Raw genomic sequence first — 18,700 nt, 5'->3', positions numbered from 1 at the left:
TGAATTTAAGGATTTTGGAAAGGTCGTGGTTTAGGTTGAATAAAAAGTTGGTATGTACGAAATAATATACTAGAGGGTAATTCTTTTAGTTATAGTGCACTAAGGGGTAAAAAAAGAAGGGCTGATGCCCTACTCTTTTTTATTACTCATTTCTTCACGAATTTGCTCAGCGACGATTTTGATAGCTTGTGCTGTACTGATTCCCTGAGTCATCATTTCTTGGATACGTTCAACAGCTTTCTGTTGTTCTTCGTGAGAAAGGGTTGGTAAATCGTTTAACATGCTCTGCTCCTTTGTTTAGGAGCAGAACTATATAAGGAGTGCTAGTAACTAGCAAGGAAATTGATTGATGCACCCATAGCATTTTCATTTGTGTAGTTGGCACTTAAATCTAACTGAAACAAATTGAGTGGCGAAAGACCAATACCGGCTGTCACGGTTCCTTCTGAATCTGAATAAGCCAGATTTTTGTAGTACCCTCCTCTTAACTTAAGCTGACGTAGCAGATCAACTTCAGCACCCACACGAATCATCTGTTCATTGTCTTCAAACGAAGTAAACTTTTCAGTCTCGTTTAGGTCATAATCCACACTAAAAGAAAAGTAATCTGATACGATTCCTGCACCAACCGTGTAAACCGGTTCTAGTTGGTAAGTGTACTTACCGCCCACGTCATTATACTTGCTTGAATCTGTGCTGCTCACTATTCTTTTTGATGTATCTTTGGTCTCTATGTCTCTTGAGAACAAGTTCGTTGCAGCAACACCCACTCGGAATGGGCCGAAAAACCAAAGTGCACCTGCATCCATGTTGAATGCGCTTTCACCATCACTGTTTTCTCGTACGTCAGATAAATCGTAATCATTAACCGATGCAACATAGTTATACGTGTAAATACGCTGGATCTTAGGTGTAATACCAAATGAGATATGTTGCCCCATAAAGGTTTGGTATTTTGCTAAAGAAAGGCCGACTTCTGCGACACCGATTGAAACCGCTTCAACTGTAGACAACTCTACTTTATCTTCGTCTGAACCTATCGTGTAAACGTTAGGCGTAGCAAATGATTCTGTATAGGCTTTAGCGAAAAGGTTTGCTGCTACAAACTGATTAGGAAGAGCAAATGCGACAACACCACCAAGTTCTACATTAGCTTGGTTACCATCAAGTTTATTAAGCGCTGCATCCAAGTCTGCGGTACTTGACGCATCAACGACACTATCGATGTTCGATTTCATGTCGTTAGGATCGTTATAGCTACCGCCAAAGCTTGGCGTGATCATGCCCATGTCATCGTTACGACGATATATTGCAACCAGTGCTGGATTATAAAATGGAGCGGTTAGGAAGTTTGCAGAAACAACACCAACACCACCCATAGCATCACCACGCGCTTCAATGGCGTAGTTGGCTGCTGAAAGAGGAAGACTGGCGAATGCAATTGACGTTGCGAGTAGTTTAGTAGTTTTTTTCATGCCGTTTATCTTTGTTAGATCCCTTACATAGTTAACGGCTCAATTTTAAATTACTTTAACTCTTCTTCGCTAGAAATATCATAAGTTTTACTGATAGTTTGTGCTTGTTCTATCGCTATGTCGCCCTGCCAGCGATAATGCACCATTGAAATGGCCAAAACATAGCGATCATTGGGTAGCTCTTCACCTGTGAGGTTCATCGGATAGTCAGATTCATAGCTCTTACCCCACACCTGCTCATAGTGCTCGTCGATATAATCGTACAAACCGACTTCAAGCTTAGGCAGTGGGCAATAAGGGTTAAGGAGTTCTTTTTTATCGATTCGCCAAGTGTCTTTAGATGCCCAGCGAACTTGCTGACGCATGGCGACCTCACCAAGAATAACCCAAGTACTCCAAGAATTGCCGTCATCACCTTTTACGCTTAAACGATATAAACCAGAGTCGAGTTGAGACGCTAAGTTATAACGCTTGAGATATAAATTGACTGAGGCATTGTTGACGACTTCGCTTTCCTTAGTAAATTCGCTATCAGACGAAACAACTTTATCGACCCACTTCTCGAAGGTGATATCTTGAATGTTGTTATCAGATTCGACCTCAATCGCAACGCGAAATGTATCTCGCCCCGGGCTTTGGATGACGTGCCTTTTTACGACCACCGAACTGATCCAATCAGGTAGTGTTTTTTTTGTGAGGGTTTTACCGCAATCTTTATTCAACGCTTGGTCGAACAGTTCATTTAGGTGATCTTCTCGAGACTGAGAAGCATTGATTTGCCAAACTTCCACTAATGAATCAAACATAAGGGATAAGTCATTATCCAATAGATGTTTGTGCACTTGAGTTAGAGCATCGCTATTTTTAAACCAATCTGTTGCTTGCGCGGTATTCACCACGCAAGACAACATTAATAATGGAAGTAAGGCTTTTTTCATTACGCTTTCATCTTGTAACCAACGCCACGTAGCGTTTCGATTTCTAGACCCGGCAGTTTCTGTCTAAGTTGCAAAACATGGGTATCGACTGTACGTGTTGTTGGGAAGTGGTTGTAACCCCAAACGTGGTCAAGCAACTCGTCACGGGTGAATACGCGGCCAAGATTACTTGCCAAGAACAATAGCAGGTCAAACTCTGTGCGCGTTAACGTGACTTCTTGCTCGTTAAAAAACACTTCACGAGTCGCTTTATCGATAACAAGATTTTGAGCGATTACTTTTGATTCATCCTGCTCTTCTGCGTCTGGTAGGCGAAGTTGAGCACGAATACGAGCAAACAACTCAGCCTCGGCAAATGGCTTTGTTAAGTAGTCGTTCGCACCTGAATCGAGACCCGCTACTTTGTCTTTTACTGTAACGAGAGCTGTCAGCAAAATTACGGGGATATCTTTCTTCTTTTTCCAACCGGGAAGAGCATCTACTGAGTCACCATCAGGAAGCTGACGATCTAGAATCACTAGATCCGCTTGCTCCCAATAGGCATCAACTTCAGAGACTAGTTCTGCATGCAAACATTCATACCCAGCTTGCTCAAGGCTAACTAATAGACCGTCAGCTAAATTTTTATCATCTTCAACGAGAAGCAATGTCTGTTTCACAAGGTATCTCCAAAATAAATGTTGTTGGGGGGCCGATAAGCGTCATGTGACCGCCCATTTTTCCAACCATAGATTCCACTATCGTCAGACCTAAACCGAGTCCACTCTTACTAACAAATGGCTTTCTTAGTTGCCCCCAATCTTTGCGGGACAAGTCTCCATTATCTATAACTTTGAATGTCAGCTTCTTGTCAGAAGTATTCAGTTCTAGTATCACTGGTGCGACACCGTATTTAACAGCATTCCTGATCAGGTTATCGATGCACGTCCCTAACCAATATACGTTCACTTTTGCGGCAATGTCTTTATTCACACGGAGTTCAATTCCCGGCGCGAAATCTTCTTCAACTTTGTATTGAAGCCACTCTTCGACACTTGGTACCCACTCAGTTGCGAGTGGTTGATTATCTGATTGCAAATAGTCTTTACTTGCTTCGGCTAACTGTCTTAAACGACGAGTATCTTCACACAGCCTACGAAACTCATCATATACCGATTCTGGCAAGTGTTCGAACTCGCGTCTGAACCCTTCAACCGTCAATGATAAACTCGCAATCGGCGTTCTTAATTCATGCGTTAAAATTTGAAGAACAAGCATGCGGCTCTTCATTTCTTGTTTTTTGCTGTTCCAACGATACACGGCCCAACCGAGTACAAGCATGATGTTGGCAATCACCAAGATAAACATCGCGATTTGCAATAACTCTGAATGATCTTCTATTTCCCAACATACATTACCGCGTTGCACAAAACAGCTGTTACCTTCAAAAGATAAACTGAACGCTAACCCAGCAGCCGTTGCATTTTCGTTCCACACAGATTCGTTATACAGATAATATCTGTCGCCGCGCTTCACCCACATTTCATCAAGCTCAACAAACATGCTTGCCCCAGCTAGCAGCGCCGCTATGGCTTCATTGTCCATTTTTTGTAAACGAGATAACAGTTCATCATCTTCAGTATTTGGACGCTCTTGAATATGCATAAAACGCTTCAAAGAATCGAACTTTTCTGGGTACTTCTCAACATAACGTGCCGCATAAGACCCACCACCAGGATGAATCAAGCCACTGCGACTAAACCAACGGTCGGAAAGTTTCGTTCCCTTACATAATGCACGAGTGAAAACTAAAGGCTCTGTGATCAAAGGACTTAACGGCAACTTTCCGCTGCAAGTTTTAGATAATTGGTATAGGCGTTGGATATCTTTTAATGGATACTCTGCCGTTTGCGGCAGCATTGAAGACGGCATGATCAAGCGAGTTGGATAATCAGCCTGAAGCAGTCGAATGTCATAAGATTCAACTGCCGTTTCATGATCAAAAAGTTTGGTGAAGTTATCGATACGCTCAGGCAAAGAGTCAGCAAATGCGTTTACTGAAACTGACAACGTAATAATAAGAAGCGTAAATTTTCTTTTGATGATCACAAACCAGCGCAAATTCATATAGATCAGACAAATATATACCATTCGCTATCAAAGATAAATTTTTAAGCGCATGAAAAGCAGCGAAAGCAGCGAATATCAATGATTAATTCCATCTCCATCATCATATGGATACATTGTAAGGGTGTACCAGTGCGTTGATTTAATAATCCAGCAATCCAAGCGAGTGTGCTATTACGTAGTTTCTTTCCAATCGTTTATGAATAATAGTCAACGATCACTTTTACCGAGCAAAAAAAAGAGCTCAAATGAGCCCCTTTTATTTAAAGGTGTTTGTCAGACAGATCTTTACAGGTGTTCTAGAATTCCTAGACAGCTCTGTTTCGCATCACCAAACAACATCTGTGTATTCTCTTTAAAGAACAGTGGGTTTTGCACACCTGCGTAACCAGTGTTCATCGAACGCTTGAACACGATAACGTTTTGAGAATTCCAAACTTCAAGTACAGGCATGCCAGCAATTGGGCTGTTTGGATCTTCTAATGCTGCTGGGTTCACAGTATCATTCGCACCAATAACCAATACAGTGTCTGTCTCATCGAAGTCATCATTGATTTCGTCCATTTCAAGAACGATATCGTAAGGTACTTTTGCTTCAGCAAGCAGCACGTTCATGTGACCCGGTAACCTACCAGCAACAGGGTGGATACCAAAGCGAACGTTAATACCTTGTGCTCTTAGCTTCTCAGTGATTTCATGCACTGGGTATTGAGCTTGGGCTACTGCCATGCCGTACCCCGGAGTGATGATGACTGACTTGGAGTTCTTAAGCATGTCAGCCACGTCTTCAGCTGAGGTTTCACGGTGTTCGCCCTGCTCTTCATCGCCATCAGAAACTGTGACTTCTTGGCCAAAGCCACCAGCGATAACACTAATGAACGAACGGTTCATTGCTTTACACATAATGTACGACAGAATTGCACCTGACGAACCAACTAGTGCACCGGTTACGATAAGCAAGTCGTTCGCAAGCATGAAACCTGCCGCCGCCGCTGCCCAACCAGAGTACGAGTTAAGCATAGAAACCACCACAGGCATATCTGCACCGCCAATCGATGCCACTAGGTGGTAACCGAATGCAAACGCGATCAATGTCATCACCATAAGTGCGAACATGCTGCCGTCTGCTTTCACGAACATGATCATTAGCAATGTAGAAACAACAATAGCCGCTAGGTTCCACTTATGCTTATGAGGGATATTCAGTGCCGACGAAGAGATAACGCCACGAAGCTTACCAAACGCAACAATCGAACCAGTGAACGTAACCGCACCGATAAACACCCCAAGGAACACTTCCACTAGGTGAATCACATGCTCTGCGTGTGTTGCCGCTTCAGGAGCATCAATGTAACTGTTGTAACCCACAAGTACCGCAGCCATACCCACGAAGCTGTGCAGAATAGCCACTAGCTCAGGCATTTCCGTCATTTCAACTTTCTTAGCGTAGTGGATACCAATACCACCACCGATCACCATTGCGATGATGATCCACACAATACCTGTAGAGTGAGGGCCAAAGATCGTTGCGATCAATGCGATTGCCATACCCGTAATACCGTAATAGTTACCTGCACGTGCAGATTCCTGTTTCGATAATCCAGCCAAGCTCATGATAAAGAATACAGCAGCAACAATATAAGCTGCTTGTACTAATCCTTCAGACATCTGTTACTCCTTAGTCTTTACGGAACATTTCAAGCATACGTTTGGTCACGGTAAAGCCACCAAAGATATTGATACTTGCAATTAATACGGCAATAAATGATAAGAACGTGACGACGCCACTTCCTTGTCCTATTTGTAACAGTGCACCTACTACAATGATCCCTGAAATCGCGTTAGTCACGGACATCAAAGGCGTATGCAGAGAATGGCTTACATTCCAAACTACGTAATAACCCACCACACAAGCGAGAACAAAAACGGTAAAGTGAGATAAGAACGCAGCAGGAGCAACCGAAGCTACCCAAGCGAATGCACCAACAGCTACCGCCATACCCGCTACTTTCTTAATTGGAGAAACAGGTTCTTCAACTTTAGGCTCTGGTTTGGCCGCTTTTGGCTTAGCTTGTTGTGGTTGAGCTGAAACTTGAATTGGTGGAGCTGGCCAAGTGACCTCACCCTCCTTAACGACAGTAACACCACGCAGAACAACATCTTCAAAGTCTATATTGATGTTGCCATCTTTCTCTTTGCAAAGTAGTTTCAGCAAGTTAACTAGGTTCGTTGCATACAACTGAGAAGACTGAGTCGGTAGACGACCAACCATATCAGTGTAACCAACCACCTTCACGCCGTTTGCCGTTGTAATGACTTGATCCGCAACCGTGTATTCACAGTTACCGCCATTGGCTGCCGCAAGGTCTACAATCACACTACCTGCACTCATACTGTCTACCATCTCTTGGGTAATCAGCTTCGGAGCCGGGCGACCTGGGATCAGCGCTGTTGTAATGATGATATCAACGTCTTTCGCTTGAGCTGCATAAAGCTCTTCGGCTTTCTTATTGAATGCTTCAGACATCTCTTTTGCGTAGCCGTCACCAGCACTGGTATCTTCTTTGAAATCCACTTCCAAGAATTCAGCGCCCATCGACTCAACTTGTTCTTTAACTTCAGGACGAACATCGAATGAACGAACGATCGCACCTAAGCTACCCGCAGCGCCAATTGCCGCTAGGCCAGCAACACCTGCACCAGCAACCAGTACTTTTGCTGGTGGAACTTTACCCGCAGCCGTAATCTGACCCGTGAAGAATCGACCAAACTCGTGCGCCGCTTCAACAACAGCACGATAACCCGCGATGTTTGCCATAGAACTCAATGCATCTAACGCCTGAGCTCTTGAAATTCGTGGTACAGAATCCATCGCCATCACGTTGATGTTACGACTGGATAATTGTTCCATTAACTCTGGATTTTGAGCAGGCCAAATAAAGCTGACCAATGTTGCGCCATCTTTAAGAAGATCGATTTCATTTTTAGACTCGTCAACGATCGGAGCGTTAACTTTAAAGATAATATCGGATTTCCAAGCTTCATCTGCGGTGACAATTTTTGCTCCAGCTTGTTCATAAGCTGCATCTTCAAAACTTGCTAACGCACCTGCTTGTGATTCAACACAAACTTCAAATCCTAATTTTAGAAGCTGTTCTACCGATTTCGGCGAAGCAGCGACTCGCGTTTCACCTGCGAGCGTTTCTCTTGGTACACCAATTTGCATAGCTATTCCTTGACTATTGGCACGAATGACTTATTCGTTTGTATCTAACGACAACTAATACTTCAAGCGTTTTGTTCAAAGAACAGGAAAAGTTATTACTTATAACGATTTGGATGGAATTTGAGCGCTTCATTTGGAGAAATGACGACCGTCTCGAACGAAGAGGTCAAACCACTCGCAAATAATCCTTTTAATAACAACCTACTAGCTGTTCTTTGTCCCTAAAACTAAAAAGAGCTTTCAGCATATACACTGAAAGCTCTCTAAATTATGACCAACATCAATTCTAACCCTATTTGGTTAGCTAAATATATTGTCGCCCATTTGGTCGATGAACATCTGCGATTTTTTTAGCATCAATTCATCGGCATCTTGTTTGTTTGAAACAACATCTGAACGAATAAAACGATGAGTTTTGATTTCACCGTCGAATTCTTTCTCGATTCGCCCAGCAACACGGTATTGACCAGATTCTGCAATGGCATCTTGATAGATATTGAAACCTTTATATTCGACTGGCTCAATCTCTACTTTTTGTTCGGTTTTTTCTTTGCCACCAAATAATCTAGAAAAGAATCCCACGTTTTTTACTCCTTAAATGACCGTATTCACCGTAAACTATCATGACTGTTTACGGTTCAACAACGGCTTTTCGTACCATTGCAATTCTACGTCATCATCAAAATTGTGTTGACTAAATATAACGGGCACATTGTCGTCACGTTCACGTCTTCGATCGTCAATGATCATACTTTCAGCATTTTTGACCGCGATCTCGCTATTGCGTTTATAGAGCACCAATTTGTCTTCTGGCAATGCTGAGAGAAAATCGATATCAAAACGAATATAGATAGGTTTTAGCTGACCTAAAGCCAAGCACGCGAGGTCGGCCAACTGTTCATTGGTATAACTAGACACATATTCCTCCGTAGCCAAAACATGACCTACCAGAGTTTCCATATAGTTATGTACATCAACACTAATTTGCATACCACACCTCCATTTGTAGCGGTTGTTTATGACCTAGTTTTGATCAATCAACAACCTTATCCCAGAACTTACATTAATTCCGTTCTAGACCTTACTCGAACTTCATTACAGATTTACAGTTCTCGCTTGTTGGTCATCATGTAACCATTAAGTACAAACCACCTAGATTTTGCTAAGTATCTATAACGACTAATTAATTTCTCATATATACTGTTTAGTTCGTTCTATGGTTAATAGCAACTCAAATACATATAAAAATGGTTGCACCAATAGCGAGCTATGGCTATGTTTTTGCTCTCATTTAAGCAAAATGCTTGGCAATTGCTTGTTTAACCGTATCCTACGTATAGTATTAATTAATAAGAACATCATTATAGTTAGGCTCACCACATAAATGGCATCTTCTTTTGTAACGTCGAGCATGTTTCGATTCTGCTTTCCCTTACTTCTATTAGCAATGTTATTCGTAGGTATGAACAACGTCATTCTCGTGACAGATTCAAACTTAGGGTTTGCTAGCAACCTTCCGTATATTTTATTAAGCGTTGCCGTTTTGCTGTGTCACACATTTAGGCAAGGTCGTATGGCTATGGTGTCTCTCACCATGCTTGTCGCTTATCTGATCATCCAAGTTCGCTTACAGACGCCTCTCAATACCGGCACAACACTATTGGAGCTATCAATACTTGCTGCATTAGTACCTGTCACTTGCCTACTTGTTTATGCCTTCCCTGATAACGGCGTAAACTCAAAGTCGATGCTGCTCTACGCCATCGTTCTTATTCTGTTTATGGTGTGGGCGCAATTAATCGTCTCTCACTTCCACGCCGGCGGTTTTAAATCATGGAGTGAAGGTCTTCTGTTTATTGTTCGAGACTTCTCCAAACTGCCTTTTGTTTTGGTGTTGTATAGCCTTTGCTTACTTGGCCTTACTGCCATTCTAGTGTTGGTGTATAACCGCTCTATCGATGTTGTGGTTTATAGCGCTATCCTGCTTTCTTCTTGTACGTTCATCTTCTTCGACGTTCAGTACATCTCGAGCACCATGTTCTCGTTGTCAGGCACGTTGATCATCGTCTATGTGATGTCTGCTAGTCATGATATGGCCTTTAATGACCAACTGACTAACATTCCAGGTCGACACGCCTTAGAAGTCGATATGAAGCACTTAGGGCGTAAGTATTCGATGGCGATGGTCGATATCGATCACTTCAAGAAATTTAATGATACCTACGGGCATGATATTGGCGACGATGTGCTGAAACTAGTGGCTCGTGTATTGAAAGAAACAACAGGCGGAGCTCGTGCCTACCGCTATGGTGGTGAAGAGTTCACGATCATTTTTAAAGGTAAGTACACCGAACAAGTGAAAGAGCACCTTCAGGCTCTGATTTCTGAGATCCAGAATTACGACATCACCATTCGTAACACTCACGAGCGTCCTGATGACCATGAAGTCGGTATGAAAAAGCGTGGCAAGAATAGTAAACCAGCAGATGTTGTGAATGTTACGGTAAGTATTGGGTTGGCTGATAGTACGACCACAAGACAGCCCGAAGAAGTTTTGAAGCTAGCGGATAATGCACTGTACAAAGCTAAAGAAACCGGCCGAAACAAACTGTGTGTTAAAAGTTAGTTCTAAGTGGCAGTTAAGCGCATCTACAGTTAGCTAGAGCCTTCAACAATAAACATCAATAAATTGAGAGCCGAATAGGACAGGATAAGTTTGAAGACTAATCTTGGTTGAAGAAGATGATCAAGCTCCCTCCTTTCAAACTGCTTCCGTAATTGATCGTAAAGCCAATGCCTACATTATCAACCCATTCATTAAATAGGTTGGGGTTAAGCAACCAGCCCACACTACCTTCGTAATACGACGTCGTTCCCATAAGAGCAACTGTATCACCTCCAATATCAATTCTCCTGATACTGGAGTACATAGACGTAATGTTTTTATCCCAACGTACTAGGTCGTAAAAAATCTTCGCTTCATTGGCTATATACCAACCTTCTGGATGGCCAATATTACCGTTATTAGCTTCGCCCCAACCGACACCATTAAAGTAACGCTAACTGGTACTGAGTTTGTATTTTCCCCAATCGTTCTTGTCTTCAAAGATCAACTTGATTTTAGGCTCAATGATATAGGCCCAAGCATCAGTATTGAGATAAGTCCCGTCAAGTTGGCCAGCAAACGGCTTAAGCAGATTAGCACGATAATCGAAGTCATTACGATAGTAAGAAACATGATTACCAACCCCTGAATGGAAACTCCAATACTCATTCAATGAGAAACGTTAGCGAACTCAACATATCCCGATACTATGGTCTCTTTTTGAAAATCAGTTACTGTCGTTGAGTCATATTGAACATCTCTTTCAACACGCAATGCAGACAAACTAAGAGTCACCTTTTGATGGTTATCTTCGATGTAAGCTGGTAGTTCAAATGTGTATGGTAGGCTGAGGGACGTAATACTTTTTCGGCGACTTACGGAATCGTTCGAACCAATCGCATCATTGTCTAAACTAAATACTTTATTTGGATCAAAGTTATTGATACCAAAAGTGAAAACATCGGTATCGTTAAGCAGTACACTCGTCGCAAAACTCTGTTCGATATTTTTACGAAAAAGGTCAGATAGCGGCGTGGCAGCATTAACAACGGTAGGAACAACAAAACAAAGTACAGAAACGACCTGTGTCCAACCTCTATTAACCATAAAAAATGGCTTTGAGTGCGGCATTTTATCCCTTAAATCCTTTTCTATCTTCAACACTAATAGAAGTGTCATGTCAAATATCTAACGAGCAGATCAACTAAACTGCAACATCCAAAATGTTTCTTTGTATGTAAGTATTTCTACCACTTTGTTTGGCTTGATAAAGCACTTGATCAACTTTTTCGTAAACAAAGTCAATAGATTCATTACCACAGGGAATGAAAGATAGCACCCCTTGCGACACTGTAACTCTATCAGAAACGGTTGAGTAATTGTGTGTATAGTTCATTTCATGAAGTGCTTCTTCTACCCGATCCGCATGTAATTTAGCTGCTTTGATATCCGTATCACTCAAAATCAACACAAACTCTTCACCGCCATAACGACCTACAAACTCTCCAGCTCGAACAAAGAGGCGCTTTAATGTACTAGCAAGTTCTTGCAAACACTTATCTCCTTGAATATGGCCGTAATTATCGTTATAAGACTTAAAGAAATCTACATCTAGGAGTATCACGGTCATGGGCATATTACGCCTTCCGTGCCATGCGATGCTCTCTTCAAGCTTAGTATCCATATATCGACGGTTGTACAATTTGGTTAAACCGTCTTCGTTGGCTTGCTGTTGAAGAAGGATGTTCAATTCTTCTAGTTTGGCTGTGCTCTGCTTTAACTCACGCCTCATGTGCGCAATACGCTGCATCGCTATCAACTTAGAATTCAAAACAACTTTGTTCACTGGCTTGATCAGATAATCATCGCCACCAGCATCAATCGCTTTTGCAATCATTTCAGGCTCTTCGTGACCACTCAAAAAGATGATGGGAACCCACTCGGGGAATTGATGACGCACCTCGTTTGCAACCTCAAAACCGTCCATATCAGGCATAGTGATATCAAGCAACACGAGTTCAGGATCAAAATTAGAGTAAATATTTAGGGCTTCCTTACCACTTCCAACAGCTTCAACAATATGGCCCAGTTGCTTGAGTCGAATAGCAAGCTGCATTCTGTCTAGTTGAACGTCATCAACCAGTAATATGCGCATCGAAGCTCCCTTTTCTATCATCACATCACCTTTATATTGTGCTGAATATTCAAAGTAGCTCAATTTTGGGCTTAAATCATGCACTAATCTCTATATTATATTGACTTTTTTACAGATCTTTTTAGCATTGTTTTCTTTTTAAAGAGAAATATTATGTCAGACGCTAAAAGCAACGAACAACCAGAAATCGATTTAACCACTATCTCACCAGAGCTTCGTCAAGTTATCGAATTTGATGAAGTGCCAAAAGAGATGCACTTCATGGTTACTTCTATTCACGAAGTGTCTGAAGAAGCGGTACGTGAAGCTTGGGATAGCCTTCCAGCAAGCGCACAAAATGTTTTAGACAACTTTGAACAGTTTCACGCTCTAATTTCTGTGAGCCAAGCGTTCGCTGGCGTCAACGTGATGGAAGAGTTCCCGACTCTTAAACTTCCAGAAGACATGACTGACGAAGAAAAAGAAGAGTACCGAGCTCAACTGCTAGACCAAGTCCTACACAACTGTGTAAAAGACATGGTTAAGCAAATCAAGAAAGCGCGTCGTGATGCTATCTTGAAGCGTGATTTTAAAGAAGTTTTTACTAAGTAAATCGCTAACAGTACTATTTATGATTAAGCCGCTTACAACTTAAAAGTAGCGGCTTTCTTTGTGCCCGCGACTTTTTCTTGTCGTTGTTACTCTATAACAACCTGTGCTTAACTGACGCCCCCTAAAGTCTAGTTCACGATCTAAACTTTCAATTAACGATTTAGTGTGTAACAGCAATATCTCTCTGCGTGACACTAACCCCCTTGATCTGAGCATAAACACGCTGGCCAATTTCTAGATTGAGTTCATCCAAAGCCCATAACGTGATTGTTGCCCAAAGGTAACACCCTAACTCTAACTCCAACTTAACCCCTACACTCTGCCTATTATTGCCCTGTTGCTGCGTCTCTACGCTTTCAATGGTTACAGGGAGGATATTACGTATCGAAGTACCTTTCGGCTTATGTAGTGCGATAGAAACATCATTTGCTCTAACTTGTAATCTCACCGCGGCACCAATCTCACTCGACACCTTCTGAACCCATAACGACGTCGATTTACCAAGCGTCAGACGAGACAGAGTATAATCGTTATTGTGTTCCGTTAATGTTGCTTCAAATAGCGAGCTTTGCTCTGAGAAAGATTGCCAAGGCTGCATGGCTCTAGATGCCCATACTTTTTCGGTTACGCCCGATGAAATGACTTTACCCTGATCGATAATCACTAAGTAGTTCGCCAAGCGTAATATTTCATTAAGACTGTGTGTGACATAGATAACCGGGATTTGAACGGTTTCGGATAAGTTCTCCAAAAACGGCATCACTTCACGCTTACGAGGCAAGTCGAGAGAGGCTAAAGGCTCATCCATCAACAAAATGCTCGGCTTAGACAACAAAGCACGGCCAATCGCCACACGTTGCTTCTCACCACCAGACAAACGTGCCGGATAGCGATCAAGCAATGAGCCCAAAGACAACAGTGAAACGATTTGCTCAAAATGCGTTTTATCAACGCCCTTCATTCCGTATTTGAGGTTCGCTGACACCTTTAGATGTGGAAACAATCTCGACTCTTGGAAAACATAACCGACGTTGCGTTTGTGTGTCGGCAAGTTAATGCCCTTGTCACTATCAAATAAGGTGGTTCCCGATACGCTGATCAAGCCCTTATCTGGCTGTTTAAGACCACTAATTGCATTTATTAACGAGGTTTTACCCGCACCTGAACGGCCAAAAATCGCAGTGATACCGTGGCTAGGTAACATTAAGTCGATATCAAAAAAAGTTTCACCAAGCTGTTGTTGGTATTGGAGTATTAAGGCACTCATGCATTACCTCCTAATCGTTGTGCAGACTTTTTATTTAGCCACTCAGATAGCATCAATGAACCAAGCGCTATCACGATAGAAATGGCACATAAACGTGCGGCTTCCATCTCCGCACCAGGCGTTTCGATAAAGGTGTACATAGCCAAAGGGATAGTTTGGGTTTCACCGGGAATATTTGAAACGAAGCTAATCGTCGCGCCAAACTCACCAAGGCTTCTCGCAAAAGAGAGCATGGTACCGGTAATGATCCCAGGGAGCATCAGAGGTAATGTGATTGTGAAAAACACACGAATCGGCGACGCGCCCAATGTGGCTGCCGCTTCTTCAAGTTTACTATCGACCGTCTCTAGGCTAAGTCGGATAGAGCGAACCATTAATGGCAACGCGACAACAACGCACGCCAATGCCGCCCCCTTCCAGCTAAAGCTGAATACAATACCAAACACCTCATTGAGCCATGAGCCAATAATGCCTTGCCTGCCCATCATCACCAACAACAGATAGCCTATGACCACAGGAGGTAACACTAAAGGCAGATGCACAAAGCTCTCTACAATGCTTTTACCAAAAAATTGTTTCTTAGCAAGCAGCCACGCTAAACCAATGCCGATAGGAATCAGCCATAAGATGGCAAAACCAGCGACTTTCAAGCTCAGCATTAAGGCTTGGTATTCGTATTCTGATAAATACATAATTTAACGTACTTCAAACCCAAAACTATTTAAGGTGTCTTTCGCTTTTTCGCTCTTTAAGAAAGTATAGAACTGTTCTGCAACTACTTTATCGCTCAACTTCGCTACAGGGTAACGTATTGGAGTATGCAAATCTGCAGGGAACGTCTCGACTAAACTCACTTCTTTAGAAAGTAGAGCATCAGTTTTATAGACAATTCCAAGTTTAGCTTCATTACGTTCTACCAAAGCCAATGCCATACGTACATTGTTACTTGGTGCTAACCGATCGCTCACGTCATCCCACACACCCAAAGCTTCTAATGCTTCCTTCGCATAGATACCAGCAGGAACCGACATCGTATTTCCAACTGCAAGTCTTTCATCAGTAAGCAATTTAGTCCATTGGTCACCCTTTGAGATATCCAACGATACCGGCGTACCTTTCGGTGAAATTAGCACAAGTTCGTTCTCACACAGATTGGTGACGTTGTCACTAGATGCGTATTTTCGATCAACTAAATACGTCATCCATTTTTCATTCGCCGAGATAAAAATGTCTGCAGACGCCCCTCTTTCAATCTGACGTACCAATGAAGAAGTACTAGCGTACACAGGAATAACATCGACAGAATGGTCTTTCTCAAACTCATCAACCAATAGGTTAACCGCGTTTGTCATCGACGATGCAGCATAAACTCTTAGCTTTTCGGCCGCTAAAAGATGAGTCGAACTCAACGAAGTCGTTAACGCTAAGGTGACGAGGGTAGCTAGCTTTTTCATTATTCTCACTTATCTATTATTCGTTTTAGTTATTAACCGATATTCCCATTCAAACCCGAGCTTTAAACTCAGGCCAAAGCAATTCAAGATTTAAGTGCTCTTCGATGGCGTCAGCGATTCGATTAATACCCAACTCTTTAAGCTGTTCGTGGTCAATCGCTGTTACATCATTGGCTCCTGCCCATTCGCAGATAAGCGATAACGCATCACTGTTATCGAATATGCCGTGCAGATAAGTACCAAATATCGAGTTGTCTTGATTTATAGCACCATCAAGGCTGCCTGATTCTAACTGAACCGGTAATACTGTTTCTTTGACATCAGTGCTACCTACGTGAATTTCGTAACCTTTTACTTGTGCTGATTTTCCATCCAGCGTCATAGTACCGATCACGTTAGTTAAGGTTTTCTGCTGCGTTAAGGTAGTGTCCGTATCAAGGTAACCTAGCCCTTCACTGCTACCTGGCTCGCCCTCAACTCCATCTGGGTCGTGGATAATGTTTCCTAGCATCTGGTAACCGCCACAAATACCCATAACCTTGCCATCTAAACGGAGGTGACGCTGAATATCTCTATCCCAACCCTGTTCTTTTAGGTAGCCCAAATCTGCTCTGACTGACTTTGTACCCGGTAAGATAATCAAATCCGCGTTGTTCAGACGTTCGCCTTTGCCTACGTAACGTAAATCAATCGACGGGTTAAGTCGCAGCGCGTCAAAGTCTGTATGGTTACTTATTCGAGTTAGTACTGGCACAACGACCTTGAGCTTAGCTTCTCCATCTGACTCTTGAGCGGAGGTAATGGCATCTTCTGCTTCAAGGTTAAAACCATGCAAGTACGGCAATACACCAATCACAGGCTTGCCAGTTTTCTCTTCTAACCAATCTAGGCCAGATTGCAGCAGCGCAATGTCGCCTCTAAAACGGTTAATCACGAAACCTTTCACTCGTGCCTGCTCAGATTCAGATAATAGAGCCAATGTGCCGTAAAGGTGGGCGAAAACGCCGCCACGGTCGATATCCGCTACGATAATGACTGGGATATCCGCTCTCTCAGCAAATCCCATGTTGGCGATATCATTTTCACGCAGATTGATTTCAGCTGGGCTACCTGCACCTTCGATCATGACACTTTCATATTTTGCAGAAAGTCGGTCGAATGAATCGATAACCGTATTCATCGCGACCTTCTTATAATCGTGATAACCGGTCGCTTCCATATTGCTTAACGCACGACCTTGCAAAATCACTTGTGCACCCGTGTCTGAGTTCGGTTTCAGCAATACAGGATTCATGTGAACAGACGCTTCAATATTACAAGCTTGTGCCTGAACCGCTTGCGCGCGACCAATTTCGCCACCGTCTTTTGTCACGGCACTGTTTAACGCCATGTTTTGTGGCTTAAAAGGGGCCACTTTAATGCCTTTCCTAGCCAATACACGGCATAAACCTGCCACCAAAACACTTTTCCCAGCATCTGACGTTGTCCCTTGAACCATAAGGGCGCTTAATGGTGATCGCATTTGTACTTAAATCCTTAATTTCTTGCCGTTTGGCAATATTTATCTGCCCCTATATTAGCGTCATTGTCGAGTTGATGCCCAGCAAAATGAATGGAAAATGAATACCTTACTCACTCTGGATTCAAACTTAATGTTGTTTACTAGCATTATCGAAGCTAAACGCCTCTTCCAAAGAAATTGTCTTAGCTAAAGAAGACGTTTCAACTAAAAAACAATACTAAGGAATTCATCATGAAAAAAACTGTACTAGCAATTGTATCAACCATCACCTTAGCCCCTGCCTTCGCAATGGCTGGTGACCACAGTAATAATCAACACAAAGGCCCTATTGCTTACACAGGACCAATCGAAACCGTTTCTGTTGCTACACTGCTTGCAGACACAAGCATGTTCACAGAGCAGGACGCGATCGTAGACGGCAGGATTGTTCGTCAGATAAAAAATGACACGTTTATCTTCTCTGACGGACAGAGTGAAATTCAAATAGAGCTGGATGACGATATCCGTCTATCACAACCTCTAGCTGCTGATACCAAAGTACGTATCTTTGGTGAGTACGAAGGTGGCAAAACACCAGAGATCGAAGTTGATCATATTCAAGTTTTGTAAGCTTCAAAACTCAACTATTTAGCTTTAAATTACGCACTTCAATAAATTGGCCTGCATGTTGCAGGCTTTTTTGTATATACTGCCGAAAAATACAATTTATATGGAGTCACCATGCTAGGTCGCACAAACAAGACTGTCCTTCTGGGGTTAGCTGCACTGTGTTCATTCTCTGCGTCTGCAAACAACTTTAACTACAACACATTCGAGCTGCGCATGGGTACAAGCCCGAGTACTTTCGGTGGTGAAGTCACAACAATGTTTACTCAGAACTCACACATCATTGCACGTATCGATTCTGAATTTGAGAGCGATTGGGATGCCGCTGTAGGTATGGGGTTTAACGGTCCGATTAATCAATTTGCTGATGTGACAGGCCAAATGCTATTGCACAACATTGAACGTAATGACAACAATGACATTAAAACTGAAATAAACATCGGCATAAAAGCATGGTTAATGGCAAATGTTGAGGTTAACGCACGTCTTGGCCAATTGATCGACAACGACGATACGCGTTCAATTGTAGGGGTTGGTGCTCGCTTTCACTCGACAGATCAACTTTCTGTTGGTCTTGATATGCGAAACAACGGCACTTACGGTCACCAACTCCTAATGTCAGCTCGATTCGGTTTCTAAGCTAGGTTTCGTCACTAAGTAATACCAATCACAGTAAGTAAGTGATCAGTTATTTACTACGATTGGTATAATAAGTAGCTGGACAAATTAAATAGAAAAAGCCCCGAACAAATTAA

At 42.6% G+C, this 18,700-nt stretch carries 18 protein-coding genes and 1 pseudogene; 4 read left to right on the top strand and 15 right to left on the bottom strand.

The genetic code is table 11. The features are described from left to right. Positions 1 to 129: 129 nt before the first annotated feature. The 9 genes from WR49_RS20975 to WR49_RS07355 form a co-directional block, all read right to left on the bottom strand. Complete coding sequence (locus WR49_RS20975) at positions 130 to 282, bottom strand: YoaH family protein (protein ID WP_082082749.1); 153 nt, start codon at positions 280 to 282, stop codon at positions 130 to 132. A gap of 41 nt (positions 283 to 323) precedes the next feature. Further along, positions 324 to 1,475, bottom strand: a complete 1,152-nt coding sequence (locus WR49_RS07390) for a conjugal transfer protein TraF (protein WP_046223577.1) — start codon at positions 1,473 to 1,475, stop codon at positions 324 to 326. Positions 1,476 to 1,525: 50 nt separating this feature from the next. Continuing rightward, positions 1,526 to 2,413, bottom strand: a complete 888-nt coding sequence (locus tag WR49_RS07385; RefSeq protein WP_046223576.1) for a DUF2861 family protein — start codon at positions 2,411 to 2,413, stop codon at positions 1,526 to 1,528. Then, positions 2,413 to 3,072, bottom strand: coding sequence for a response regulator transcription factor VxrB (gene vxrB / locus WR49_RS07380; protein WP_017058282.1), 660 nt, complete (start codon positions 3,070 to 3,072; stop codon positions 2,413 to 2,415). Before vxrB ends, WR49_RS07385 begins: the two co-directional genes overlap by 1 nt. Continuing rightward, complete coding sequence (gene vxrA / locus WR49_RS07375; RefSeq protein WP_046223575.1) at positions 3,047 to 4,519, bottom strand: sensor histidine kinase VxrA; 1,473 nt, start codon at positions 4,517 to 4,519, stop codon at positions 3,047 to 3,049. Before vxrA ends, vxrB begins: the two co-directional genes overlap by 26 nt. Before the next feature lie 288 nt (positions 4,520 to 4,807). Next, a complete protein-coding gene (gene pntB, locus WR49_RS07370) occupies positions 4,808 to 6,187 on the bottom strand; it encodes a Re/Si-specific NAD(P)(+) transhydrogenase subunit beta (protein WP_046223574.1) in 1,380 nt (459 codons plus the stop codon). A 10-nt stretch (positions 6,188 to 6,197) separates the two neighbouring features. Next, positions 6,198 to 7,745 (bottom strand): Re/Si-specific NAD(P)(+) transhydrogenase subunit alpha, encoded by a 1,548-nt coding sequence (gene pntA, locus WR49_RS07365; protein ID WP_046223573.1) that lies wholly within the window; start codon positions 7,743 to 7,745, stop codon positions 6,198 to 6,200. 300 nt (positions 7,746 to 8,045) lie between these two features. After that, positions 8,046 to 8,327: an HlyU family transcriptional regulator gene (locus WR49_RS07360; protein WP_004731023.1), complete on the bottom strand. Its 282-nt coding sequence runs from the start codon at positions 8,325 to 8,327 to the stop codon at positions 8,046 to 8,048. A 39-nt stretch (positions 8,328 to 8,366) separates the two neighbouring features. Then, positions 8,367 to 8,735, bottom strand: a complete 369-nt coding sequence (locus WR49_RS07355; protein WP_017060104.1) for a late competence development ComFB family protein — start codon at positions 8,733 to 8,735, stop codon at positions 8,367 to 8,369. A 394-nt stretch (positions 8,736 to 9,129) separates the two neighbouring features. Between WR49_RS07355 and WR49_RS07350 the strand changes: the two genes are divergently transcribed. Beyond that, positions 9,130 to 10,371 carry a GGDEF domain-containing protein gene (locus tag WR49_RS07350; RefSeq protein WP_046223572.1) on the top strand — a complete coding sequence of 414 codons (1,242 nt, stop codon included), beginning with the start codon at positions 9,130 to 9,132 and terminating at the stop codon, positions 10,369 to 10,371. A gap of 97 nt (positions 10,372 to 10,468) precedes the next feature. Here the strand turns inward: WR49_RS07350 and WR49_RS07345 are convergent. Further along, a pseudogene (locus tag WR49_RS07345) lies at positions 10,469 to 11,481 on the bottom strand (Solitary outer membrane autotransporter beta-barrel domain). 73 nt (positions 11,482 to 11,554) lie between these two features. Further along, positions 11,555 to 12,505, bottom strand: coding sequence for a GGDEF domain-containing response regulator (locus WR49_RS07340; protein ID WP_017058273.1), 951 nt, complete (start codon positions 12,503 to 12,505; stop codon positions 11,555 to 11,557). A 153-nt stretch (positions 12,506 to 12,658) separates the two neighbouring features. Between WR49_RS07340 and WR49_RS07335 the strand changes: the two genes are divergently transcribed. Beyond that, entirely contained in the window at positions 12,659 to 13,096 is a 438-nt protein-coding gene (locus tag WR49_RS07335; RefSeq protein WP_017058272.1) for a DUF3069 domain-containing protein, read from the top strand. Positions 13,097 to 13,256: 160 nt separating this feature from the next. On the opposite strand, the gene modC is transcribed toward WR49_RS07335, so the two are convergent. The 4 genes from modC to WR49_RS07315 are packed head-to-tail and all read right to left on the bottom strand — an operon-like array spanning position 13,257 to position 17,339. Further along, positions 13,257 to 14,363, bottom strand: a complete 1,107-nt coding sequence (gene modC, locus WR49_RS07330) for a molybdenum ABC transporter ATP-binding protein ModC (RefSeq protein WP_046223571.1) — start codon at positions 14,361 to 14,363, stop codon at positions 13,257 to 13,259. After that, complete coding sequence (gene modB, locus WR49_RS07325; protein WP_046223570.1) at positions 14,360 to 15,058, bottom strand: molybdate ABC transporter permease subunit; 699 nt, start codon at positions 15,056 to 15,058, stop codon at positions 14,360 to 14,362. The genes modC and modB overlap by 4 nt, the downstream gene beginning before the upstream one ends. Next, positions 15,059 to 15,817, bottom strand: coding sequence for a molybdate ABC transporter substrate-binding protein (gene modA / locus WR49_RS07320; RefSeq protein ID WP_017058269.1), 759 nt, complete (start codon positions 15,815 to 15,817; stop codon positions 15,059 to 15,061). It abuts the gene before it with no gap. A gap of 49 nt (positions 15,818 to 15,866) precedes the next feature. Next, positions 15,867 to 17,339 (bottom strand): cobyric acid synthase, encoded by a 1,473-nt coding sequence (locus WR49_RS07315; protein ID WP_046223569.1) that lies wholly within the window; start codon positions 17,337 to 17,339, stop codon positions 15,867 to 15,869. 231 nt (positions 17,340 to 17,570) lie between these two features. On the opposite strand from WR49_RS07315, the gene WR49_RS07310 reads away from it, so the two are divergent. Together WR49_RS07310 and WR49_RS07305 are read left to right on the top strand one after the other, a co-directional pair. After that, positions 17,571 to 17,948, top strand: a complete 378-nt coding sequence (locus tag WR49_RS07310; RefSeq protein ID WP_046223568.1) for a YgiW/YdeI family stress tolerance OB fold protein — start codon at positions 17,571 to 17,573, stop codon at positions 17,946 to 17,948. Positions 17,949 to 18,059: 111 nt separating this feature from the next. Next, positions 18,060 to 18,584, top strand: coding sequence for a hypothetical protein (locus WR49_RS07305; protein ID WP_046223567.1), 525 nt, complete (start codon positions 18,060 to 18,062; stop codon positions 18,582 to 18,584). The last annotated feature ends 116 nt before the right edge of the window (positions 18,585 to 18,700 follow it).

Origin of the sequence: Vibrio sp. ECSMB14106, from assembly GCF_000972265.1 — a bacterium.
GTDB classification, from domain to species: domain Bacteria; phylum Pseudomonadota; class Gammaproteobacteria; order Enterobacterales; family Vibrionaceae; genus Vibrio; species Vibrio kanaloae.
Note: the sequence above shows the minus strand (reverse complement) of the source record. Positions and strands in the feature narration are given on the sequence as shown.